The 23,517-nt window shown below is 64.9% G+C and carries 18 protein-coding genes; 6 read left to right on the forward strand and 12 right to left on the reverse strand.

Annotation, left to right across the window (positions count from 1 at the left end):
* Positions 1–176: 176 nt before the first annotated feature.
* From FH061_RS07445 to FH061_RS07455, 3 genes are all read right to left on the reverse strand, one after another.
* Entirely contained in the window at positions 177–1,424 is a 1,248-nt protein-coding gene (locus FH061_RS07445; protein ID WP_151634536.1) for a L,D-transpeptidase family protein, read from the reverse strand.
* Positions 1,424–2,569: a YybH family protein gene (locus FH061_RS07450; protein ID WP_225984521.1), complete on the reverse strand. Its 1,146-nt coding sequence runs from the start codon at positions 2,567–2,569 to the stop codon at positions 1,424–1,426. Before FH061_RS07450 ends, FH061_RS07445 begins: the two co-directional genes overlap by 1 nt.
* A 273-nt stretch (positions 2,570–2,842) precedes the next feature.
* Positions 2,843–7,126: a hypothetical protein gene (locus tag FH061_RS07455; protein ID WP_151634540.1), complete on the reverse strand. Its 4,284-nt coding sequence runs from the start codon at positions 7,124–7,126 to the stop codon at positions 2,843–2,845.
* Positions 7,127–7,388: 262 nt separating this feature from the next.
* On the opposite strand from FH061_RS07455, the gene FH061_RS07460 reads away from it, so the two are divergent.
* The 3 genes from FH061_RS07460 to FH061_RS07470 are packed head-to-tail and all read left to right on the forward strand — an operon-like array spanning position 7,389 to position 10,430.
* Positions 7,389–9,311 (forward strand): response regulator, encoded by a 1,923-nt coding sequence (locus tag FH061_RS07460; protein WP_151634542.1) that lies wholly within the window; start codon positions 7,389–7,391, stop codon positions 9,309–9,311.
* A 5-nt stretch (positions 9,312–9,316) separates the two neighbouring features.
* Complete coding sequence (locus FH061_RS07465; protein ID WP_192804953.1) at positions 9,317–9,712, forward strand: response regulator transcription factor; 396 nt, start codon at positions 9,317–9,319, stop codon at positions 9,710–9,712.
* Between the two features lie 52 nt (positions 9,713–9,764).
* Positions 9,765–10,430 carry an endonuclease III domain-containing protein gene (locus FH061_RS07470; RefSeq protein ID WP_151634546.1) on the forward strand — a complete coding sequence of 222 codons (666 nt, stop codon included), beginning with the start codon at positions 9,765–9,767 and terminating at the stop codon, positions 10,428–10,430.
* On the opposite strand, the gene FH061_RS07475 is transcribed toward FH061_RS07470, so the two are convergent.
* From FH061_RS07475 to FH061_RS07505, 7 genes are all read right to left on the reverse strand, one after another.
* Positions 10,427–11,455 carry a succinylglutamate desuccinylase gene (locus tag FH061_RS07475; protein WP_225984522.1) on the reverse strand — a complete coding sequence of 343 codons (1,029 nt, stop codon included), beginning with the start codon at positions 11,453–11,455 and terminating at the stop codon, positions 10,427–10,429. The two genes, FH061_RS07470 and FH061_RS07475, sit on opposite strands and share 4 nt — an antisense overlap.
* A gap of 16 nt (positions 11,456–11,471) precedes the next feature.
* A complete protein-coding gene (gene astB / locus FH061_RS07480; RefSeq protein ID WP_151634548.1) occupies positions 11,472–12,812 on the reverse strand; it encodes an N-succinylarginine dihydrolase in 1,341 nt (446 codons plus the stop codon).
* Between the two features lie 44 nt (positions 12,813–12,856).
* The gene (gene astD / locus FH061_RS07485; RefSeq protein ID WP_151634550.1) at positions 12,857–14,320 is read right to left on the reverse strand and encodes a succinylglutamate-semialdehyde dehydrogenase; all 1,464 of its coding nucleotides are present in this window, start codon (positions 14,318–14,320) and stop codon (positions 12,857–12,859) included.
* On the reverse strand, positions 14,313–15,365 hold the full coding sequence (astA, locus tag FH061_RS07490; RefSeq protein WP_151634552.1) for an arginine N-succinyltransferase: 1,053 nt from the start codon (positions 15,363–15,365) through the stop codon (positions 14,313–14,315). The genes astD and astA overlap by 8 nt, the downstream gene beginning before the upstream one ends.
* Before the next feature lie 8 nt (positions 15,366–15,373).
* Positions 15,374–16,393, reverse strand: a complete 1,020-nt coding sequence (locus tag FH061_RS07495; RefSeq protein WP_151634553.1) for an arginine N-succinyltransferase — start codon at positions 16,391–16,393, stop codon at positions 15,374–15,376.
* A gap of 353 nt (positions 16,394–16,746) precedes the next feature.
* Positions 16,747–18,252, reverse strand: coding sequence for an L-piperidine-6-carboxylate dehydrogenase (gene amaB, locus FH061_RS07500; protein WP_151634555.1), 1,506 nt, complete (start codon positions 18,250–18,252; stop codon positions 16,747–16,749).
* Positions 18,253–18,263: 11 nt separating this feature from the next.
* On the reverse strand, positions 18,264–19,355 hold the full coding sequence (locus tag FH061_RS07505) for a saccharopine dehydrogenase family protein (protein ID WP_151634557.1): 1,092 nt from the start codon (positions 19,353–19,355) through the stop codon (positions 18,264–18,266).
* Between the two features lie 175 nt (positions 19,356–19,530).
* Between FH061_RS07505 and FH061_RS07510 the strand changes: the two genes are divergently transcribed.
* Both FH061_RS07510 and FH061_RS07515 read left to right on the forward strand, forming a co-directional pair.
* The gene (locus tag FH061_RS07510) at positions 19,531–19,977 is read left to right on the forward strand and encodes an Lrp/AsnC family transcriptional regulator (RefSeq protein WP_151634559.1); all 447 of its coding nucleotides are present in this window, start codon (positions 19,531–19,533) and stop codon (positions 19,975–19,977) included.
* A gap of 86 nt (positions 19,978–20,063) precedes the next feature.
* Complete coding sequence (locus tag FH061_RS07515) at positions 20,064–20,402, forward strand: hypothetical protein (protein WP_151634561.1); 339 nt, start codon at positions 20,064–20,066, stop codon at positions 20,400–20,402.
* Between the two features lie 22 nt (positions 20,403–20,424).
* On the opposite strand, the gene FH061_RS07520 is transcribed toward FH061_RS07515, so the two are convergent.
* Complete coding sequence (locus tag FH061_RS07520; protein WP_151634563.1) at positions 20,425–21,417, reverse strand: serine/threonine protein kinase; 993 nt, start codon at positions 21,415–21,417, stop codon at positions 20,425–20,427.
* Between the two features lie 187 nt (positions 21,418–21,604).
* Between FH061_RS07520 and FH061_RS07525 the strand changes: the two genes are divergently transcribed.
* The gene (locus FH061_RS07525; RefSeq protein WP_151634565.1) at positions 21,605–22,300 is read left to right on the forward strand and encodes a UPF0149 family protein; all 696 of its coding nucleotides are present in this window, start codon (positions 21,605–21,607) and stop codon (positions 22,298–22,300) included.
* Between the two features lie 181 nt (positions 22,301–22,481).
* Here the strand turns inward: FH061_RS07525 and FH061_RS07530 are convergent, their stop codons facing one another.
* Positions 22,482–23,492: a sodium-dependent bicarbonate transport family permease gene (locus tag FH061_RS07530; RefSeq protein ID WP_151634567.1), complete on the reverse strand. Its 1,011-nt coding sequence runs from the start codon at positions 23,490–23,492 to the stop codon at positions 22,482–22,484.
* Positions 23,493–23,517: the final 25 nt, after the last annotated feature.

Genomic DNA, 23,517 nt, shown 5'->3' on the forward strand with positions numbered 1-23,517 from the left:
AGGAGGTATGTGATCAGCGTGCGGGTTCGGAGCCGTGTCGAGGAGCGCACGCGCAAGAGACAGTACACTGAGCACTTCAGGCGCGGACCCGGGTCGAACAGCAGCTTATCTGCAGAGCCTAATCCAGGCAGCCGGAAAGGCAGCGGTATCCGGCATTCGATATGCGGCTCTTGCGTTCAGAGATTGACCTCGTACAGCACCTTCCATGACGCACCTTCCTTGGTCCAGTACTGGCGCTTGCGCAAGGTGCTTTTGTTTTTCCCGACCATGGTTTCCTGAGTGAATGTACTCACGATCATGTCATCGCGCCCGGGATAGAAGAAATGCGTCATGTCCCGCAAGGTCAGCTTCAATGCCTTTACGTTGCCTAGCGACTGCTGATGCTTGCCGAGCCAGACATCGATATCCTCGCCGCGGTCGGACTTGAACTGGCGGGAATAATTCCGGGCGACCCGCAATGGGTTCAGGCTTTCGATGTCCTGGCGCCATTCCTCGAGAATGCGGGTGGCAACCGCACGGTCATTGTCCCATTTGGTCTGGTTGACGAAGTCGATGGTCTCGCTGATCACGACAGGCGTCTTGCCGATCTCGACCGAACTGGACAGCCTGTGCAGGTCCGGATTGGTCAGCACGACACAGCCATCCGAGGACAGGGGCGGCCTGCTGAAGCTGTCCGACGGCGTTCCGTGCAGCCAGATGCCCGAACCGCTGCGGCCGTTGAGCTTGTCCCATTCGTTCGGATAATTGATGGGCAGCGCCCCCGATCCGTAGAAGTCGGGCAAGCGCGTGCCGGAGAGGCGGCTGGTGATGTAATAGATCCCGATCGGGGTTTTCTGATCACCTTCCTTGAGTTTGTTGACGCCGTACTTGCCCTGGCTGATGTAGTAGTCGGTGACCAGTTTCAGCTTTCCGGCCCGATGCGCATACACATAGAGCCGCGAGCGCTTGGCATCCACCAGCAGCACATGCTTCTGGTCTTCGCGCAGCTGAAGCACCTGCCGCGGAATCAGATCCGGATCGGGCCGTTCGCGCAGCGACTTCATGCGCACCATGGCTTCCTCGCGCAGATTCTTCAGCTTGTCTTCCGGTCCGACCACGGCGCCCAGCGTCGCGACGGGCCGGTTGTGCATCAGCAGCAGGTCGCCGCGAATCAGGTGGCCGAGCCGAAAATTCGGATAGGCCTCGACCAGGCGGTCCGCCTTCTCGAGGGCGCTGCGAAGATGATTGGCGCCGAGCTCCTTGTAGACATCGATCAGCAAGGCCTCCGGATCGGGCTTGGATGCGACAGCCTGCATCGCTTCGCGGATGGCGGGGCTCGTCGCGGCAGCCGGGGCCGATACGCTCCAGGCAGCCGCAAGCGCACCGGAGAGGCTGAAGAAGAGTCCGCGCCGCAGGAGCGGCTTGATGGGTTGAACACGAAACATCAGCCGCCCGTGTTTTCCTGCTTGATCTTCCATTTCCCGCCCTGCTTGGTCAGCACCAGGGTCTTGCGGGTGTTGGCAGTCAGCTGATCAGACAGATAGACCTGCCTGAACTTGACGGTGGCCGTATTGCCGTTGACGCTCACCTGAGGCGATTCGATCTTGACACTGATGCGGCCCTTGCCGACGATGCGGCTGCGACGCTCTTCTTCCCACGCCTTGCGCGCCAGTCCGTTCGGCGCCTGGAAATCGCTGCCATAGGCGTTCAGATATCCCTTGACGTCCTGCGCGCTCCAGGCCTTTGCCCAGTCGCGCACGGCTTCGATCACGTCGTCGCGCTCGCCATTGTTTTCCGGCGCGGGTTTGGCGGCGGGCTTGGCTTCCTGCTTGGCGGATTCCTGCTTCGGAGTTTCCTGCTTGGCGGATTCCTGTTTGGGAGGGGCAGGCTTGGTGGCGGGGACCTGGTCCGCGGGCTTGGCTGCCGGCACGGGCGCGGGGGACGGCGCGGGCGCCGGCGCCGGTGATGGCGCAGGTGCCGGTGCCGGCTTCGGCGCCGACGCGATGATCTGCTCCTGCGGTTTCGGCGGAATGGAAGATGGCTTGACGTTCCCGGCCACCCCGTTGACGCTGACGAGCGAGCGCATCAGCGTCAGCTTGGACTTCGCCCCGGAATTACCGGAATCGAGCTGCAAGGCCTTGTCATATGCCTGGCTGGCGAGCTTCGCATGCACGTCGCCCAGGTTTTCGTAGGCGGTGGCATAAGTCGGGTTGGTTCGAATCGCCGCATCCAGCGCGGAGCGCGCCTTGTCATACTGGCCAGATGCCGCATAAAGCACGGCCAGGTTGTTATAGGGTTCGGGCAGGGTCGGATGATCGTCGGTCAGCTTGGCGAAGATGGCGATGGCTTCGGCGGACTTGTTCTGCTCGGCCAGGATCACGCCTTTCAGGAAACGCAGTTGCGCATCCCGGGGCGTCCGGGACAGCGAGGCGTCGACCTTGCTCAGGGCTTCGCCGTATTGACCGGCACGCATGAGCTTGTTGATATCGGCTGCGTCATCCGCGAGCGCAGGCGCGGCAGACAGCGCGGCCAGCAGTCCCGACAAAAGGATGCTTTTATTGATGGCGGGACGCAAACGGATTTTGGACATGCGGCGGGTCGAGAAAGTCATGAATCGATGGGCGTTATTTTGCAGCAAAAACCGGATGCGCGATACAGGAGTTCGCTTATCCGGCGGTCATGCGTTTGCCGCTACAACAGCCAGAATGCCAACACCCGGGAATGCTTTGCCAGAGAGGCAATCCGATTGCCCTCTCCGCAGCCCGGAACATTCCAGAGCGTTTTCGCCCGTAAAGCGCCATTGTGCAGGACAATGCCGCATCCGTGCAGCATGCCGCGGGACCCTTGAGGTATTTTGAGGGATTCAACGCTCCGCGCTTGCATCCTCGGCAAGCTGAAAAGTCATGCGCATGCCCGCTGGCATGAGCATGCCGCCGTGTTCGTCGACTGCGGGGCCTGGAGTGACGGATGAGACCTCGGTACGTTCGCCGGCGGCACCGGCGGCACCGGCGGCACCGGCGGTACCTGCATCATGGATGAACCATGCGGAAGCTGCCACGCCCACGACAAAGGCGACGCCGCTCATCAGCGCAACCACGGGGCGGCGAACAAGCAGTCCCCCTCGGGCCGGGACCGGCGAATCGGCGAGCACCGCTTCGGCACGGCGTCTCCAGTCGCCCAGCTGGCTGGCGTCGGCCGAAAGGCGATCGAGCAAGGCCTTGGCGGCCGCCTGTGCAGCGTCGCGTTCCTGATCGCAGCTGCGGCGGCGGTCGTCGGCTGCGCTTGCGGCGCTCTCGGCGCACGCCTTGCGGCTGCGGGCCGCTTCCAGCGCACGCTGTTCGGCCGCCGCCTGCAGTTCTTCGGCGGTACGCGCCTCGGCTTCCGCCTTCATGCGCTGCATGGCCAGTTCGGCGGCTTCACGTTCCGCGACGGCGCGCTGTTCCGCGTGTTCGCAGGCAATGCTGTCGGACTGCATCCGCTCCTGGATGGCAGCCAGCGCCTCCTGCTCCGCCTTGGCACGCGCACTGTCGGACCGTGCCAGTTCGATCATCCCGCGCGCTTTGGCTTCGGCGGCGTCGGCGGCCTCCTTGTTGAGGCGTACCTGTTCGACCGAAGCTTCCAGGAACCGCTTTTCCGCGGCAAGACGGGCTTCGGCGGCCAGGCGCGCCTGGCGCGCAGTTTCTTCACGGGCACGCGTGATGCTCGCCTGCTCGGCGGCAAAGCGCGCGCAATCCTGCGCATCGGCATGCGTCCGGCTTTCCGATTCCAGCCTGGCGTCGATGTCCGCGAGCGCCTGCTGTTCGGCCGCGGTGCGCTCCTGTTCCAGCTTGAGCTTCTGCCTTAGCGCAGCGAGTGTCTTTTCCTCCGCCGCTACGCGCCGGCGCGCTGCCGCTGCCAGCGTGACTGCTTCGCGCGCACGGGCAATCGCAAGCGAGGCGGCCTGGCGATGGAGTTCCGCCTGTTCCGCCGTCTTGTCGAACAATGCCTTTTCAGCCATGCATCTGGCTTCGTCGGCGGTACGCATGTCGCGCTCCGCAGCGGCCCGCTGCTGCTGCATGAGGGTCATGCCGCGTTCAGCGTCGGCGCGCTGCCGGGCCTCGCGGCTTGCCGCTTGTTCCGACGCGACTTTTTCCTGCAGCGCTTCCAGTGACTGGCGTTCTGCCTCGGCATGCTGCTGCTCGGCCATGGCGAGAGCTACCGCCTGTTCGGCCCTGGCGCGCGACAACTCCGCAGCCCTGCGCTGCGCCTCGGCGTGCTGCGCCGAATTCTCCAGGGCGATCTTTTCCGCTGCAGCCTGATCCTGCTTCGCCAGACGGGCCGAACGCTCCGCGGCTTCCCGCTCCGCCAGCAGAGTCGCCAGCTCGCGCTCCGAACGGATACGCGCCTCGCTTTCATCGCGCAGCGTCTTTTCCGCCGCCAGCTTTTCCTGGATGGCTGCAAGCGCTGCCTGTTCCGCGGCGACCCGCTCCTTTTCGACCCTGGCCAGTTCCATGGCCTCGCGCACTTTTGCCAGCGCCGCATGCGCCGCCTTGCGCTCCAGTTCGGCCCGTTCGGCAGCCTGTTGCGCCAGCTGCCTTTCGGCGGCGAGCCGGGCTTCGGCCGCCTGGCGCGCCGAGCGTTCGGATTGCTCGCGCATGCGAATGGCGTCGGCCCGCTCTTCTTCGGCGCGGGCGCGCATGTCGGCTTCGGCATGCGCCGTCCGCTCGGCGTCCAGGGTATTGCGCACCGCCTCCAGCGCCTGCTGCTCCGCTGCGGCGCGAGCCTGTTCGACGCGCGCGAGTTCGACGGCTTCGCGAGCACGGGCCTCGGCAGCATCGGCGGCTGCACGTTCGGCGGCGGCATGCAGCGCAGCCTGTTCAAGCGCCAGCTTTTCGGCTTCGCACCTGACTTCCCATGCCTCGCGCGAGATCTGTTCCCGCGCCTGCCTTTCCTGAAGCAGCTGCGTCTGCTCCTGTTCGGCATGGAGACGGGCATCCATTTCGGCGCGAAGACGATCTTCCGCCTCGCGCTTTTCCTGCGCGGCATGCAGCGCCTGCTGCTCCGCTTCGACGCGTTCGCGTTCGGCACGGGCCGCCTCGGTGGCTTCCCTGGCCTTAAGCAGCGCGGCAAGCGCCGCCTTGCGCCTGAGTTCCACGGCTGCCCTGGACTGCTGATTGGCATGATGCAGCGCCGTCGCTTGCGCAGTTGCCGCGGCCTCGGCCGCACGGTCGAGTTCTTCCTGTACCTTCAGCGCCGCGGCCTGCTGGCGATCGGCTTCGGCGCGCTGCCGGGCCTGGGCGAACGCGGCCTGCTCTGCCGCCAGCTTTTCCCGTGCCGCTTCCAGCGCCTCGCGGGCAGCAAGCGCCTTGTTCCTTTCCACTTCCGCCTTCTGGCGGAGAGCGGCAAGCGCCTGCTCTTCATCACTTGCACGCTGACGCTCCAGTTTGGCAAGCTCGACCGCTTCGCGAGCCTGCTGAACCGCCGCGGCGGCAGCCTGGCGCTGGGCATCGGCGCTTTCAATTGCCTTGGCCAGGGCCAGCTTGCCGGCGGCAATCTCCTCTTCCTTTGCGGCACGCCGGGCCTGCTCGGTCTGTTCCTGCATGCGCAGCAGGCTGGCGTGCTGCTGCTCCGCCTCAGCGCGCGCATGTGCTGCGGCGGCCGCTTCTTCCTCGGCGCGCATCCTTGCCTGCAGGGCGTCAACCGCCTGCTGCTCGGCTTCCGCGCGCTCGCGTTCGGCACGCGCATGCTGCATCGCTTCATGGGCTTTGCGGGCCGCCGTTTCAGCGGCCTGGCGCTGCAGCTCGGCATGCTCCGCCGCGCGTTCATAGGCCTGCTGCTCGGAGACCGCCTTTTCTCCTGCCATCCTGGCTGCAACGCGCTCGAGTTCCAGCCGGCGTTCGGCCAAGGCACGGGCACGCTGCTCTTCGTCGCCGCGCCGCCTGGCGGCGTCTTCCATCGCCTGTTCCAGCTGCGCCCGCTCGCCCGCCTCCTCGGCGGCGCGGCTTTCGGCCTCGGCCCGCCGCCGCGCCTGCAGGTCGGCCCGGTGTTCGGCTTCGGCGCGGCTCATTGCCAGCTGCTGCAGCTCCCGTTCCGCACGGATGCGCGATTCGGTGGCAGCCAGGATACGCTCCTCCGCCTCGCGCCTTGCCTGCGCCGCGGCCGCGGCACTGGCTTCGGCGTGCTCGCGGCGGGCCGCGGTATCGCGCATCTCGGATTCCGCCAGCAGGCGGGCCTGCATGGCTTCGGCCGCCTTGCGCTCGAATTCGATGCGGGCCTGGGCGGCGGCTTCGCTTTCCTGCTCCACCAGCGCGCGGGCGCGGGCTTCTTCGCGGGCGCGCACTTCCGCCGGCCCGCGGCTGAGCGCGGCCTGCAATGCCATGGATTCGGCCAGTTCGCGCTGGCGTGTCGCGTCCAGCGCCTCGCTGCGCGCCTGGGCCAGCGATTCGGCCGCCTGGCGGGCTTCCTTCTCGCGGCGTTCCTGCTCGCGCGCCAGCGCGACGATGCGAGCATCGGCGCGCGCACGGGCCTCGGCTTCCTGGCGCGCCGCTTCGGTGGCGGCGATGCGCTGCGCGGCCTGCCAGCGAGCGAGTTCGGTTTCCTGGGCAAGCTCTTCCGCCACCGCCGCGGTGCGGGCGGCAATCTCGGTCTGGGTAGCGACATGTTCGGCCGCGCGCTCGCGGGCGGCCTGCTCGGCGCGGGCCCGTTCATCGGCAACGCGGGCGGCTTGCGCTTCGGTTTCAGCGCGGGCGCGCAACTCTTCGGTCTCGCGCTGGATGGCTGCGACGCGTGCCTCTCCGGCTTCACGTGCCTGCTGTTCGGCTTCAAGACGGGCGCGGCTGGCTTGAATCGCTTCTTCCGCCGCCCGGGCATTGCGGTAGGCTTCGGCGGCGGCGGCGGCATCGAGGCGCGCCTTTTCTTCGGCCAGGGCGCGCACGCGGGCTTCCGCATTGGCGCGGTTTTCGGCGGCGACGGTGGCGCGGGCCTCGGCCTCGACACGGGCAATCGCCTCGCGGATGGCTTTCAGGTCGACGCCGGCATTGCGTCCGAGGCCTTCTTCCTCGGCTGCCGTGCCTGCCGCGGCTGTTTCGACTGCGCTCCCGCGGTCGGCCTCCTCCAGCCCCGCTTCCGCGGAGTGAAGTCTGTTGCGCCATGCCTGATTGTTATCCATTGGTTTGCTCCCGCACGATGGCCGATTCCGGCGCATTATTGTTCGGTTTGCCGGCCGGAATTTCATACCATGCATTATCCTTGCGCGGGAAAGAAAACAGCCGCCGAACAGGTGAAGGAAGCCGGGCCACTTCCCCAATATGTGGGACGGACAGGGACTGGAAATCGTATTACATTAGACCGCTTGCCTCGCACGGCATTTACATTCATGCAACATTTGTCCAGCATTCAACCCGAAGAAGACGCAGGAAAGGCCAGCACCCATGCAAACCGATAACAGGACATCGCCCTCCACTGCCGCAGGCGGCGATCTCACCACAATGGCGATGGGCAGCCTGCTGGCCGACATGAACCACGATATCCGCACCTCGATGAACGGCATCGTCGGCATGCTGGAACTGCTGCTGGAGACCGACCTTACCGATGCCCAGCACGAGTATGCCCGCGTTGCGCAGAACAGCGTCGACACCCTGCTGGAAGTCATCGAGCGGATCGTCGATCTGTCGCTGCTGGAGTCGAACCAGTTCAGCCTGACGCGCACTCCTTTCGATCTGCTGCCGGTATTGCACGCCGCCTGCGAGGACAAGCGGGCGGCAGCGGCCGAGCGAGGCTTGCGCCTGAGCGTGCGCTATCCGGAGACGGCTTTGCTGGTTGGCGACCCGGTTCGCCTGCGGCAGGTGGTCGGCATCCTGGTCAACACCGCCATTCGCGTCGCCGACCACGGCGATATCGCGGTCAGCCATGAAATGCGCGTGGACGGCGGTCTCGGCAAACTGCGCATGGCGGTTCATGCAAGCGGCCCTTCCGAAGCCGGCGAACAGCTGGCGACCGCGCTCAACCTGCCATTGAGCACCGGCATGGCGGCACTCAAGGTGCATGGCAAGAATGCGGTTGAACTTGCCTTGTGCGTGCGTCTCGCGCGCCTGATGGGCGGCAGCGTCAGCGTCGACAGCGCTCCCCGGCTGGGCGCGAACTTCCGCCTGCTGCTCGATCTTCCGCATGCCGCCAGCACCGTTGCCGGCCTGCGCGTCCTCGTCATGGAGGAACAGGCCGGCAGCTGGGACGCCACCCTGGCGCCTCTCGCACAGGCCGGCGTGCGCATCGATCATGCGGACGGCATCGCATCGGCGATGCATGCACTGCGCCAGGCCGCATCGGAAGGCGCACCATATGCATTCCTGCTGCTCGCTTCGTCCGTGCAAGGCATTGATGCCGATACCCTGTGCAGCGCCGTACGCAGCGAGCCGCACTACGCCCGAGCCGGTATCGGCCTGCTCTCGAACGGCGCCGGCGGCACCGACCGGCTCCGCCATGCGGGAGTCGACGCCGTCATCACGCCGGCCATGACCGCTACGATGCTGATGCAGGCGGCGCTCAAGCTTGCCGGCCTTGTACCGGCGCACGGCCCGATATCGCGCTTGAACGAATCCGGCATGCCCGCAGCGCATCCCGGCCACACTTTCGAAGGACAGCGGGTGCTGTTGGCGGACGACAACCCGGTCAACCAGCAGGTGGCAATCCGCATGCTGGAAAAGCTGGGTTGCCGCCCTGATGTCGCATGCGATGGCCAGCAAGCGGTCGGCATGCAGCGCGACAAGGCCTACGATCTGATCCTGATGGATTGCGACATGCCGCTGCTCGACGGTTTCCAGGCTACCGCCCTTATCCGCCGGCTCGACGGCTCCGCCAAGCATGTGCCTGTCATTGCGCTCACCGCATGCACGACGCAGGAAGAGCGCGACAAGTGCGCGGCGGCCGGCATGAATGATTTCCTGTCGAAGCCGATACGGCCGCAGACACTGAAGGACATGCTGGCGCGCTGGATGCCGCGCCCCCTGGCTGCGGAAGCTCCCGAGGCCGTGACAGCCGACGAACTGGAAACGGTGCGGGACATGTTCGGCGCCGACTTCGCCGAGCTTGCGGCACTCTATCGCCATGACAGTCCGCCGCGCATCGCCGCAATGCGCGATGCCCATGCGGCAGGCGACCATGCGCAACTGGCCAGGGTGGCGCATGCGCTCGGCGGCAGCAGCGCCTCGATCGGCGCGACCGCGCTGTCGGCCCTGTGCCGGGATTTGGAGAATGCGGTTAAGGGCGGCGCACCCGGCGGCTTCGGCGAGCGCATTATCGGGATAGAAGCGGAATACCAGCGTGTCGACGCAAAAATCCAGCTCTTGAAGGGATGAATGCCATGGCGCCGGTGAACGACGTGAAGATCGTCATTGCCGATGACGACAACATGACCTGCAGCGTCTTGCGGCTGCTCCTGCGCGAACAGGGCTTCAGCGTGCTCGGCGAAGCCCGCGACGGCGAAAAGGCGGTCGAACTCTGCCTGCTGCACCGGCCGGATATCGCCTTTCTCGACATCGACATGCCCAGGCTGTCGGGGCACGAGGCGGCGCGCAAGCTCAGCGAACAGGCGCCGGATACCGGCATCATCATGGTCAGCGCACTTCCGACGCTGGAGAATGTCCAAAAGTCGGTGGAAGCCGGCGCGGCGGGTTTTGTCGTCAAGCCTTTCAATGCGATGAAGGTAATGGATGCAGTCGGTCAGTGCCTGCAGCGCGGGAAGGATATGAAACGCTAAGAATGCCGGCTTCCTTGATCCTGTCATGATCTTCGGAATGGAGGCCGGCGCCATGGAGAAAAAACCCTTTGACATCAGCGTGGCTGTCACGCGTCTCCGGACTGCCGTCCGACCCTGGCCGAAAGCGGCGCTGTTTCAACTGGCCGAAGAGGGATTCACCTCCGCTTTCGAGCAGCTGTTGGCCTGCATCATTTCCATCCGGACCTTCGATGAAGTGACCCTGCCCGTCTCGCGCAAGCTGTTCGAGCGTGCCCGCACCCCTGCCGGGCTGTGCGAACTGACTTATGAAGAACTCGATGCGCTGATCAGTCCGAGCACCTTCCATGAACGCAAGGCCGCGCAAATGCTGGCCATCGCGCAGCGCGTGCGGGATGAGTTCGGCGGCAACCTGCCCTGCGAACGGGAAGTGCTGCTGTCGTTCGCCGGCGTCGGACCCAAGTGCGCCAATCTCGTCCTCGGCATCGCCTGCGGCGAACCCTTCATCAGCGTGGATGTGCATGTGCATCGCGTGACCGGGCGCTGGGGTTATGTGAAGGCCTCCACGCCGGAGAAAGCCCTGCTGGCGCTCGAAGCGCAGCTTCCACGCGAATACTGGATAGAAATCAACCGCCTGCTGGTGCCCTTCGGCAAGCATGTCTGCACCGGCAACCGGCCGCATTGCTCGACCTGTCCGGTGCTGGACATGTGTGAACAGGTCGGTGTGAAGGCGCATCGCTAGAGCGTGCTCCTGACGACCATCAGCCCCGCGCGCAAGCCGGGCCGCACATCGGGATTGGGGAACACCACATACTCCGCTTCGCTGCCGACGCGATAGATCACGTCGCCATCGTCGGCAATCAGGTCGCCGGGCTGCATCTCGGTGAAATTCCAGGTGGTCCTGTCGAAGGCCATGCGAAATGCGGGACTGTGCTTGACCAGTTGCTGCGTGACGCGGAACACAGCCGGCAGAGGGCCGGAAGGCGGCATGCCCGACATGAGGAAATGCGCAATCGCATCGGACGCCGCAGTGAAGCGGCCAAGATCGTTGCGGCCGATGGCGCCGACCTGTCCCAGTTCCACCGTCGCCGCCGCCGCGCCGAAGCGCTCGGCGGTATAGGCGCTGTAGGTGCCGGCCGATGCCGGATTGAGTATCGCGGCCTCGATCCCGGCGGCGCCGAGGCAACCGAGCAGGGAGCGCTTGGCGTCTGCAGCGATGCTGTCGGGAACGACCGCGAAGGCGGGATAATGCGATGGCCGGATCGCGGTATGCAGGTCGAGATGCCACTTTCCTTCGCTGCCTGCGCTGTCTTCTTCACCGAGAAATGCCGCCGTCGCGTGCATGATGGCGTCGGCGCGAAGCGCTTCCGCAGTGCCTTCCAGATCACCGCGCTCCGCCCTGAACATGCGGTTGAGGTCGGCATCGATGAAACGCTTGCCGGCGGCAATCGCCGCCATGTTGCCGACCACCAGCATCAAGTCCAGCGCAAGCCGGTGCGGCGCCTGTACAAGCTCCTGCAACAACCGCCCGACAATTTCTATCGGCGCCGTTTCATCGCCATGCATGCCAACCGACAGCAGCAGCCGCATGCGTGCCGGTGCCGCTGCAGGTTGAGATAGCTGCAGCATGCCGGGCCCGGGCAGCCGTACCGCGAATCCTGCGTTGACGAAGGGTCCCGCCAACGCGGACACATCGCCGGCCGCCAGCGCTTCCACCATCGCAGAGGCGCTGCACTCGTCGGGGCGGTCTGCGTAATTGTCCGTCATGGATCCGGTTCCGCCTTCAGAAAGCATACAAGCCGGGCAAACCGAGAATGCCGCTCAGTTCATCCAGCGCCGTCTGCACCTCGACGGCCAGCGCCGGATCGGCGAGATCGGCCGGGCTCAGGCGGTCGCGGTAATGCTTTTCCACCCAGTTCACCAGGCGGGCATGCAGTGCTTCCGTCATCACCACGCCCTGATGCATGGCGCCCGCCTCCTGCTCCGTCAGCGCCACCCGCAGGCGCAGGCAGGCCGGGCCGCCGCCGTTGCGCATGCTCTGGCGCAGGTCGAAGCTGATCAGTTCATCGATCGGCCCGCCGCTGTTGACCAGCGATTGAAGATAGCGCGACACGGCGGGATGCTCATGGCATTCCTGCGGCACGACCAGCGCCATGCGGCCATCGGGCTTGTCCAGCAGCTGGCTGTTGAACAGGTAGCTCGATACCGCATCCGGGACCGAGACTTCCGCCGCGTCGACACGCACCGCGCGCAGCTCGGCATGCACGCCTTCCAGCGCGCGGCGCAGCCGGTGCAGCGTTCCCTGCTCATCGAGGAAAGCGCGCTGGTGGTAGAACAGCACATCGCCGGTGCCGACCGCGATCACGTCGTTATGGAATACGCCCTGGTCGATGGTGTCCGGCGCCTGTTGCGCGAAAATCGTGCGCCGCATTTCCAGACCGTGCAGGCGGGCGACCGCCTGGCTCGCCTCCAGCGTCTGCCGGGCCGGGTAATGCCGAGGCGCGGGCGCATCGGCATCGAATTCGACGCGTCCGTAGACGAACATTTCAACGCCGCGGCTGCCATGACTTGCGCACAGCCGGGTATGGTTGGCTGCGCCTTCATCGCCGAAGGCCGGCGTCGACGGCAGCGCATCATGCACCGAGAAATGCCGCTCGTCGCCGAATATCGCGCGCAGGGTGCGCGCGGTCTGCAGATGCTCGTAGGAGCGATGCAGCTTGTTGTTCAGGTTGGCCACGGTGAAATGCGTGCGGCCGTCGGCGGTGTCGGCGGAAGGGCTGACCGTGGCGGCATTGGCGGTCCACATCGGCGATGCCGAGTAGGCACTGGCCAGGATGACGGGCGCGTCCTTGTAGGCGCGGCTGATCACGTCGGCATCGCTGCCGCCGAAGCCTATGCTGCGCAGCAGGCGGAAGTTGGGCCGCATCTGCGGCGGCAGCAAGGCTTGCGCGAAGCCGCGCGCGGCCAGCGCACGCATCTTGGCCAGCCCCTGCAGCGCCGCTTCCCTCGGGTTGGATGCGCTCTTGACATTGCTGAAGGAGGCAACGTTGCCGAAGGACAGCCCGGCATAATTGTGCGATGGACCGACCAGCCCATCGAAATTGAATTCGCGTGCATTGTTCATGTTGATCCTTGCATGGTCATGGCATGGCCCCGGTATGGTCCTGGTCAGAACAGCAGGCCGGGAGACAGCTGCTTCGGCAATTCCAGGCGGCTGTTCTCGATGGATGCCACCGGATAGGCGCAATAGTCGGCGGCGTAATAGGCGCTCGGCCGGTGATTGCCGGAATGACCGACGCCGCCGAACGGCGCCGTGCTGGCGGCGCCGGTGGTGGGCCGGTTCCAGTTGACAATGCCGGCGCGCATTCGTGCCTGGAAGCGCGGCCACAATGATGCGTTTTCGCTGAGCAGTCCGGCGGCAAGGCCGTACTGCGTCGCATTGGCGGCGCGTATCGCCTCGTCGAAGTCCTGCACGCGGATGACTTGCAGCAAGGGACCGAACCATTCCTCGTCCGGCACCTCCGCCGCTTGCGTCACATCGATGATGCCGGGGCTGAGAAATCCGGTTCCCTGCTGCAATGAACGCATCCCGAGCAGGCTCCTGCCGCCGCGAGCGGCCAGATCGGCCTGTGCCTGCAACAGGCGTTCGGCGGTGCGTGCGGATACGACCGGCCCCATGAAGGGTGCCGGCGTCGCGTCATAGCGGCCTACCGCGATCTTTCCGGCCACGTCCACCAGCCGCTCAAGCATGGCCTGGCCGCGCGCCGAGTCCTCGATGACCAGGCGGCGCGCGCAGGTGCAGCGCTGGCCGGCGCTGACGAATGCGGAAAAGATCGCATGATGGACGGCGGCATCGATCTGTTCGACATCCCACGCAACGAGAGGATTGTTGCCTCCCATCTCCAGCGCCAGCATCTTGCCCGGCCGGCCGGCGAACTGGCGATGCAGCAGCGCGCCGGTCTGGTAGCTGCCGGTAAAGAGGATGCCGTCGAGTTCCTCGTTGCGCGAGAGCGCCGCGCCGGTGTCGCGGCCGCCGTTGACCAGGTTCAGCCCCCCCGGCGGCAGACCGGCCTCGTTCCATAGCCGCACGGTCAGCATTGCGGTCTGCGGCGCATATTCGCTCGGCTTGAAGACCACCGTGTTGCCGGCGATCAGCGCCGGCACGATATGGCCGTTGGGCAAATGGCAGGGAAAGTTGTAGGGCCCGAACACGCCGAATACACCGTGCGGCCGATGCCGCAATACCGCCGTGCCGTCAGCCACCGCGTTCATGCTTTCGCCGGTGCGCTCGCCGTGGGCCTGCACCGAGATATCGATCTTGCCGGCCATGCTCGCGACTTCCGTGCGCGCCTCCCACAACGGCTTGCCGACTTCCCGCGAAATCAGGACTGCCAGCGCTTCCGCCTGCTCCTTCAGCAGGTCGCGGAAACGCCGGCAGACGGCAATACGCTCATCCAGCGGAGTCGATGCCCAGTGTTCGAAGGCGGCGCGCGCCGCGCGGCAGGCGGCATCGACCTCTTCGGCCGCGGCTTCGGCGCCGGTCCAGATCACTTCGCCGGTGGCGGGGTCGGTCACCTTCAGCGGCGGCCCTCCTCCGGCCATCCATTGGCCGTTCAGATAATGACTATGCATGAGACACCTTCTTCGGGTTGAGCGCCATCGTGCGCACGGCATCGCCTTCGCCAATGGCAAGCAGATGCCGATGCTCCCCGGACAGGCCGATGCGGCCCTGTTCCGGTTCGACGTTCGCAACAATTACGCGGAAATTCGCCATCGACGTGCCCGCCAGCAGGAAGGGCTGGTCGCTTGCGCCCGCATTGCCGGCGCCGGCATCGCCAATCGCATCGACGCTTGCCAGCTCGCTTTCGCGCAAGGCGCGAAGTTCGATCACGCGCGCCTGCAGCACCGGGCCGGCATCGAAGATATCGACATAGCCTTCGTAGTGCATGCCCTCCTGTTCCAGCAGGCGCCGCGCCGGCGCGGTATCGACATGGGTCTTGCCGATCACTTCCTGCGCTTCCGGCGGCAGGTAGGCCACATACAGCGGATGCTTGGGCATGAGCTCGGCGATGAAGGATTTCTGGCCGAGGCTGGTGAGGTCGTCGGCGCGGTTGAAATCCATTTTGAAGAAATGCCGGCCGAGACTGTCCCAGAAGGGCGAGGTGCCGTCGGCGCGCTGGAAGCCGCGCATTTCGGCGATCAGCTTTTCCGTGAAGAGATGCGGGAACTGGGCGATGAACAGGAAACGCGATTTCGACAGCAGCTTGCCGTTGCTGCCGCTGCGGTAATCCGGATGCAGGAACAGCGAGCACAGTTCGGCGCAGCCGGTCAGGTCGTTCGACAGGTACAGCGTCTGCATGCGCGAAAAGACCTTGAGTTCATTGCTGGAGTGGACCAGCGTGCCGAGCCGGTAGTTGTAGAACGGTTCATCCAGGCCGACCGCGCCCTTGATGGCGCAGACGCCGACCAGGCGGTTCGATCCGGCCTCCTCCATCACGAACACATAATCGCGCTGCGGCGGCGGGATCTGTTCGGCGAAGGAGGCGCAGGCGATCTCGACCCGCCGGCCCAGCGACTTGCGGTCCGGCTTGAGCGTCGTCATGCCGGGGCCGACCTGCATGGCCAATGCCAGCAAGCCGTCCAGATCCTGTTCCCTGATGGCGCGTACGACTAGCATGGGCGGCCTCATAAAGTCACGCACAGGATGGGATCGCCGTCGATGATGTCGAGGCGGCGCATGGCGTCGGCGGGCAGCGCGACGGGACCGGGCGCGGCCGGCAGGCTGCAGCGGGCGAGAACGGCGCGGAACCGCTCGTCGCGCCGCGTCGCCACCAGGCAGATCCCGGCATCCGCACCGGCATTGCCGGCGGCGGCGGTGCATTCGACGGACTCGGAGAAGGAGCGCAGCGCAAGCTTGTGCGCACGCAGCACCGGCGCGCCGTCGAAGATGTCGATATATTCATCCTGCGCGAAGCCCTCCTTCGACAGGATGCGGAACGGCAGCGCACCCTCCGGATGCACCTCTCCCATCGCCGCCTGCGCCTCGGCCGGCAGCAAAGGCACATAGACCGGGTAATGCGGCATCAGTTCGACGATCAGGGTGCGGTTGCGCGCGCCTTCGATCAGGCGCTCGGCTTCCAGGAAATCCATCTGGAAGAACTTGCGCCCCAGCGCTTCCCAGAACGGCGACCGGCCCTCGGCATCGGTGATGCCGGACATGGACGCAAAGAACTTGTCGCTGAAGCGCTGCGGCGCGGCGGCCGCAAACAGCAGGCGCGAGCGCGACAGCAAGGCGGCTTCGTCGCCGGCATTGCCTCGGTTGCGCAGATAGAAGCTGGAGAGCTGCGAATGGCTGGTGAGGTCCGAACAGAGGGTAAGCGCATGCACGCTGTGGCTGATGTTGAGGTCTCGCGAGACCTGGTTCAGCACGTCGTTGCGGAAGGCGAAGAAGTTGCCGCTGGCGCCGGCCGTGGCCGAGATCGATGCGGTGCCGGCGAGCGATCCGTCGTCGGCTTCGAGCACGAAATAATAGGATTCATCGGTCGGCATCTCGGGCTGGCGGGCGAATGACGCAAGCGAGCGCTCAACCGCCTTTTCGATGGACTTGCGCGTGCGCGGCAGGGTGTGCACGCCGGGGGTGGTTGCCGTGGCGAGGGTTTCCAGTGCCGGGATGTCCGATGTCTGTACGGGCCTGACGATGAACATGAGGGTCTCCGGGAGGGGCCGTTGGAGATAGTGTACTTGTTCGGCGGTGATGTGTCGTCGGCGCATTTCCGGGTGTTGACCGGGAACATGTTTGTGAACGTTCCCGAGCTTCCCGAGCGTTCCCCATCGTGATAGTGCAGGCCTCCGTGCTTGCACAAAGGACAGTTGTCCAGAGATATCCCGGATCTTGCTTTCTCCGTGGCGGCTTGCCGGGTCTGGCTCCGGCAAGCCGCCTGCTTTTGCTTCGCCGGAAACGAAGTAAAAATGCCGTCGGCAGAAAGGATTTTCAACAGCCTCCTTGCGATGCCTCGGGAAGTTTTCAACAAGCTTGCCGGTGCGGATGGCTTGCTCCTTCAAATATCAAAGCTGATTCCCTGCGCCAGCGGCAAGGCGTGGCTGTAGTTCACCGTATTGGTCGCGCGCCGCATGTAGGCCCTCCATGCATCCGACCCCGATTCGCGCCCGCCGCCGGTTTCCTTTTCGCCACCGAAAGCGCCGCCGATCTCGGCGCCGCTGGGGCCGATGTTGACATTGGCGATGCCGCAGTCGCTGCCGGAGGCGGACATGAAGATTTCGGCTTCGCGGATGTCGGTGGTGAAGATGCTCGACGACAGGCCCTGCGGCACCGCATTGTTCCAGGCGATGGCCTGTTCCAGCGACTGGTAGCGGGCGACGTAGAGAATCGGCGCGAAGGTTTCATGATGCATCACGCTGGTCTGTTCCGGCATTTCCACCAGTGCCGGCATCACGTAATGGCCGCCCTCGCAGCCGGCCACCTGCACCCGGTTCCCGCCATGCACCTTTCCGCCTTCGGCGCGCGCCGCGTCCAGCGCCTGACGCATTGCCTCATGCGCCGCCGCGTCGATCAGCGGGCCGACCAGCGTGCCCTTTTCCAGCGGATTGCCGATGGCCAGGGTTTCATACACTTTCTTCAGGCGCGGCACCAGGGTGTCGTAGGCGCTGTCGTGCACGAACAGCCGGCGCAGCGTGGTGCAGCGTTGCCCCGCCGTGCCCACCGCCGAAAACACGATGGCGCGCGTCGCCAGTTCCAGGTCGGCGCTGGGAGCGACGATCATGGCATTGTTGCCGCCGAGTTCGAGCAGCGAGCGGGCCATGCGGCGCGCGCAGCGCTCGGCCACCGCGCGCCCCATGCGGGTGCTGCCGGTGGCGCTGACGAGCGGCACGCGGCTGTCGTCCGCCAGCATCTCTCCGGCGTCCCGCCCGCCGATGATCAGCGCCGACAGGCCGGCCGGCGCGTCGCTACCGAAACGCGCCGCCGCTCTTTCAAACAGGGCCTGCACCGCGATGGCGGTGAGCGGCGTTTTTTCTGATGGCTTCCACACCACGCTGTTGCCGCAGACGAAGGCCAGCGCCGCATTCCACGACCATACCGCCACCGGAAAGTTGAATGCCGAGATCACGCCCACCACGCCGAGCGGATGCCAGGTTTCCATCATCCTGTGGCCCGGACGCTCGGATGCGATGGTGAGGCCGTACAGCTGCCGCGACAGCCCGACGGCGAAGTCGCAGATGTCGATCATTTCCTGCACCTCGCCCAGGCCTTCCTGCAGGATCTTGCCGGCTTCCATCGTCACCAGCCGGCCCAGCGCTTCCTTGTTCGCGCGCAGTTCCTCGCCAAGCAGGCGCACCAGTTCGCCGCGGCGCGGCGCCGGAACGTTGCGCCATTGCAGAAAGGCGGCATGCGCACGCGCGATCTTGTCTTCGGTTTCCCGCGGCATGTCGGCACGCAGGCTGGCCATCATGGCGCCGTCGATCGGCGACCTGCCGTGCAGATCCTCGCCCTGGTAGCTTTCCAGTCCGACGCCCAGGCTGGCGAGCACATCCTTGATTGTCTCCATCGCTGTTCTCCTCATGCCGCGTAAAAGCGGCCGAAACGGTTGTCCACGAAGTCTTGCAGTCTAGCCTGTTCCTGCCGCACCAGGCCGCGCTTCGGCAGCCGGCCCTGCAGCATCAGGTCGACCATGGTGCAGATGCCGGCCGCGGTGGTGATCTGGATGGCCGACAGCAGATGGCGGTTGACTTCCTGGCTGTAGATTTTCCTTGCATAGGTTTCCTGCTCCAGCCGGCCCTCGCGCATGCCGCAGACGCTGGCAAACACCAGCACCACATCCTGCCTGGTGATGGGAATGGCGGTTTCCAGCACTTCCTTGAGGATGGGCCGGCGCTCCAGCAGCCCGAGCTGCAGATCGCGCACCAGCATTTTGACGATGTCGCGATGCCCCGGATAGCGCACCGTCTTGTAGTTCAGGTTCCGCACCCGGCCGGCCAGGCTCTCGCACAGCGTGCCGAGTCCGCCGGAGGTGTTGAAGGCTTCATAGTCGATGCCGTCGAGCGAGAAATGCTCGACTTCCTCCAGCGGCGAGACTTCGCGCAGATGGCCGTCGACAATGGCTTCGCAGGGATTGCAGTATTCATTGATGAGGCCGTCGGTGCTCCATGTCAGGTTGTATTTCAGCGCATTGCTGGGAAAGGTCGGCAAGGCGCCGACGCGCATGTTGACATCGCGCAGGGTGTCGAAGCGGCTGGCGACGTCGTTGGCGACGATGGAAATGAAGCCCGGCGCCAGGCCGCACTGCGGCACGAAGGCAGTGGCCGCATCTTCCGCCAGCTGCTTGACGACGCGGGTGCTTTCCACGTCTTCGGTCAGGTCGAAATAATGGGCGCCCGCCTTCTTCGCCGCGCCGGCGATCACCGGCGTCAGGAAATAGGGGCAGGCGGAGAGCGCCACCTCATGGCCGTCGATCAGCTTCGCCACCGCGCCGCCGTCCGCGATGTCGGCCTGCACCGTCGTCACGTCGGGAAACTGCATCGCCTGCACATGGGCCAGGCGCTCCGGGTCGCGGTCGGCCACGGTGAGGCGGTAATCGCCGCTATGGGACAGGAGGTTGAGGATGGCGTCGCCGATCTTGCCGGCGCCGAGGAGAATGACTTTGGTTTTCATGTTGCCCTCTTTTCTTTCTGGTCTTGTCGATGCCTCTTGTCCGTCCATCGCAGCATGGCTGCCGCGATGACGATGCAAAAAGTGTAAGTCCCTTGACTGTCAGAAAATAGAGAGCAAAGCGTCGTCACATTGTATGATTGCGCGACAGAATGACGAAACGGCGAGACAAAACGACATGAAGCCCGTGCTGGACGACATCGACAACAGGATTCTTGCGCTGCTGATGGATGATGCGCGCATGCCGGTGGCAACCATTGCGAAGAAGGTCGATATCGCGCGCACCACCGCGATCGCCCGCATCGCCGGCCTGGAAAAACGCGGCGTGATCGCCGGCTACGGCGTGCGCCTGAATCAGGAGCTGTACCAGCCGGCGGTGCGCGCCTATGTCGGCATCGCGGTCGATCCGGGCAAGGCGGCCAACCTAGTCAAACTGCTGCAGAAGATGCCGGAGGTGGAAACCCTGTGCGCCGTCAGCGGCCCGGTCGATTACATGCTTACCCTGCGCTGCCAGTCCACCGGCGAACTCGACCGCCTGCTCGACCAGGTGGGCGCGATCGACGGCGTGCGGCAGACATCGACCTCCATCATCCTGACCAAGAGAATTGACAGAAGTCCGGTCTGAACCGGCTGAAAACCATTAAGCTTCGCTACGCAGTTACGCGCGTGTTCGCGGGATGACGCGCCAGAAGCGGCTGAAGGGAGAAACCCATGCACACCATTCCGGAATCAAAGAAAAATCATTTGTGGCGCAAGGTGGTCTGGCACACCGATCCGGACGAGCACCCGCTCGGCCCCTATCATTCCGCCGAGGTTTATTGCAGCGAAGAGTCCAACGGCTATGCGGTGTGGTACGTGCGCAAGCTGGCCAGGGATGACACGCGCGGCGTGCCGGGCGTGGAAAATGCCGATTACCTGCTGAACTACTTCGCCAAAAGCGCGCGCGACGATGCGATCGAGCGCGCGGTGCTGATCGCCAACAGCGATCCGTCCATGGACAGGATCATCGAGAACCTCGACCGGCTGGCGGCCGCCGGCCAGAAGGTCTGATCCGGCGCCTGCAGCCTGCAGCCTACAGCGGCCAGAGCGGCGGTTCCTGCATCAGCGCAACCTGTTCGCGCAATTCCAGCACGCGGTCCTGCCAGTAGCGCTGGGTATTGAACCAGGGGAAGGCGGCCGGAAATGCCGGATCATGCCAGCGGCTGGCCAGCCACGCGGAATAATGGATCAGCCGCAGGGTGCGCAGGGCTTCGATCAGATGCAGTTCGCGCTCGTTGAATTCGCAGAAGTCTTCATAGCCGGCAAGCAGATCCGACAATTGCCGCACCATGTCCTGGCGCTCGCCCGAAAGCAGCATCCACAGATCCTGGATCGCCGGTCCGGTGCGGCTGTCGTCGAAGTCGACGAAATGCGGACCGGCATCGGTCCAGAGCACATTGCCCACGTGGCAGTCCCCGTGCAGGCGCAGCATGCCGACCTCCCCGGCACGCTCATAGCAGCGCTGCACGCCTTCCAGCGCCTGGCGGACGACGCTTCGATACGCTTCCACGAGATCGTTCGGAATGAAGCCCTGCTCCAGCAGATACCGGTACGGCGTTTCGCCGAAGGAAGCCGGATCGAGCACAGGCCGGTGGGCGTAGGCCTGCGCGGCGCCGACCGCATGGATGCGGCCGATGAAACGGCCCAGCCATTCCAGGGTCCGGCTGTCGTCCAGTTCCGGCGCCCGGCCGCCGTGCCGGGGAAATACCGCGTAGCGAAAGCCCGCATGTTCGCGCAGCGTGCCCTGCGTCCCCAGACTGAGTGCCGGCACCACCGGAATCTCCTGCCCGGCCAGCGCATCGACGAAGCCATGCTCCTCGAGGATCGCCTCATCGCTCCAGCGGCGCGGGCGATAGAACTTCACGACCAGCGGCGGCCCCTCTTCCATGCCGACCTGGTAGACCCGGTTCTCATAGCTGTTGAGCGCCAGCAGGCGGCCATCGGAATAAAAGCCGCATTCTTCCAGCGCGGCAATGACGATGTCGGGAGTCAAGCCGGCAAAGGACTCGGGTTGGAAGGAATGCATGATGGGCCGCGAAGAAGGGTCGATAAAAGATGGATGGCATGCAGCAAGACTGCAGCTTCCGGTACCGGCGTACCGTGCACCAGGGTCCTGCAGCCGCCAGTATAGTGGCCCGGCCTGCATTGTGCCCGCGCCGGCGCGCTGCCTCGGGTTACACTGTCGGCTTTCCAAGCCTTTACCAATCATTCCGATGCATCTCGACGAACCGCTTTCCGACAAGGAATTCCAGGAACTGGACCAGTTCCTCCTCTCCGACCGCTGTGCCGAAGACGGCATGACCATGGATTCCCTCCATGGCTACCTTACCGCATTGGCCATCGGCCCGGAAGAAGTGCCGATGGCGGAATGGCTGCCCAAGGTATGGGGCTCGCATGGCGTCAAGGGACCGGAATTCAAGAACCAGAAGGAGGCCGACCGCATTACCGGCCTGATCGCCCGCTTCATGAATGAAGTGGCAATCACCTTCGAAGTCGCGCCCAAGGAATTCGAGCCGCTGTACTGCGAACATGAAGTCGACGGCCGCACGCTCATTGACGGCGAAGCCTGGGCCTGGGGTTTCTGGGAAGGCATGGAACTGCGCGCCGAAGCCTGGGAGCCGATCTGGTCATCCGAGGTGGCCGACTTCGTGGAAAAAATCTATCTGCTCGGCGCGGAAGAAATCGAGGAAGAGGAAATGACGCTGGTCGACGACCCGGTCAAGCGCCACAAGATGGCCATCGAAGTCGAGGCCGCGATTCCGCATATCCATCGCTACTGGAAGCCGCACCGCAAATCCGGGGTGCAGCAGGTGCAGCGCGATGCGCCCAAGGTAGGCCGCAATGATCCCTGCCCCTGCGGCAGCGGCAAGAAATACAAGAAGTGCTGCGGCGCCGAGCAGGATGATTAACCTGGCGGCCTGAATGATCGTTCGCGGAGCGGCTGCGCCTCGCCTCCGCTCTCTTGCTGTTCACCGCAGTCCCGGCGCCCCGTCATGCCCCGCGCGCCGGGACTGCGGTTCATATCGCCCCTGAAGTCCGGTTGCCAATGACTCTCACATGTGGCTCCGCAACCACCGCCGCCGAACGGTTCTACCCCAGTACGGAGTGGGCAATCGCCGTGTAAGCAGGAATCCCTATCACGATATTCAGCGGAAAGGTCACCCCGAGCGACATGCCGAAATACACCGATGGATTGGCCTCGGGAATGGAGTAACGCACGACCGCCGGCACTGCTATGTAGGAGGCGCTCGCAGCGAGCACCATCAGCAGCGCCGCATTGCCGGCAGCGATACCGCACACGATGGAAAGGCCCAGTGCGAAGGCGGCATGCGCGACCGGCGCCAGCACTGCATAGAGAATCAGCCATGGTGACCGGCCGCGAAGCTGGCCGAGGTTGCGTGCGGTAAGCAGTCCCATGTCCAGGAGGAAGAAGGCCAGCATGCCCTTGAACAGGTCAATCGTGAATGGTGCCATGGCAGCCTTGCCGGCGTCGCCCGTGAGCAGGCCAACCAGCATGGCGCCGATCAGTAGCAGCTGAGTGCCGTCGGTGAATGATTCATGGAGAATCTTGCCGATCCGGGTGGGCTCGACCGGCCCGCCCGTCCCTCCCAATACGGCCGTGCCGCCGGCCGACAGCACCGGCTGCGCTCGGGCGGACTGGCGCAGGGAATTGGCGAGCAGCACGGCAATAATGATGGCCGGCGATTCCATCAGCGCCATGGCGGCCGCCATATGGCCGCCATAGGCCAGTTGCTGTCCGTCCAGGTACTGGGTTGCGGTAATGAAGGTGACGGCGCTGACGGAGCCGTAGGTGGCTGCCACCGCCGCCGCGTCGAAGGACGGCAGGATGCGTTTCAGGAACTGATACCCGGCCAGCGGGATGACGACCGCCAGCAGGATGGCGCAACCGAGACTGACTGCGATTTCCGAAGTCAAGCCGGATTTCGCGAGGGCGAATCCGCCCTTCAGGCCAAGCGCCATCAGGAGATACAGGGAAAGAAAGCGTGAAATCGGCTGCGGGATTTCGAGGTTCGATTTCAGGCAACCGGCTAAAACACCAACCGCAAAGAAGAGGATGGCGGGATCGAGGAAATTTTGCATGTTTTGTTTGCTGTCAATAAAGGCA

Source organism: Noviherbaspirillum aerium, from assembly GCF_008929045.1.
GTDB classification, from domain to species: Bacteria; Pseudomonadota; Gammaproteobacteria; order Burkholderiales; family Burkholderiaceae_D; genus Noviherbaspirillum; species Noviherbaspirillum aerium.